This is a genomic window from Paraburkholderia sp. SIMBA_053 (genome assembly GCF_046534895.1).
Classification (GTDB): domain Bacteria; phylum Pseudomonadota; class Gammaproteobacteria; order Burkholderiales; family Burkholderiaceae; genus Paraburkholderia; species Paraburkholderia caledonica.
In genome coordinates this window covers 1-273 of record NZ_JAWRXU010000672.1, presented here as the reverse complement: position 1 = coordinate 273, position 273 = coordinate 1, and the positions used below count along the sequence as shown (strand labels likewise).

General features: G+C 56.0%; 1 protein-coding gene. It reads left to right on the top strand.

Going from position 1 to position 273, the window contains the following annotated elements:
- Nucleotides 1-273: AMP-binding enzyme (locus SB753_RS37275; protein WP_410805167.1), on the top strand; the 273-nt coding region annotated here is incomplete at both ends.

Here is a 273-nt window from a genome sequence, read left to right as displayed (position 1 = left end):
CGATCGAAGATACGCTGCTAAATCATCCTGCTGTGCGATACGTCGCCGTGGTTGGCGCGCCGGACCCGCAACGCACTGAAATTGTGTGTGCGTTTATCGTGCTAAAACCACCATATCGGGGCGACGATGCACTGATGGCCGAATTGCAGAGACACGTGAGGACGAAGCTCGCCGGGCACGAGTATCCGCGCAAAGTTTATTTCGTGGACGAACTTCCCATGACCTCCACTGGAAAGGTCGTCCGCAAAGCGCTCCGCGAGAAACTGAACAGAG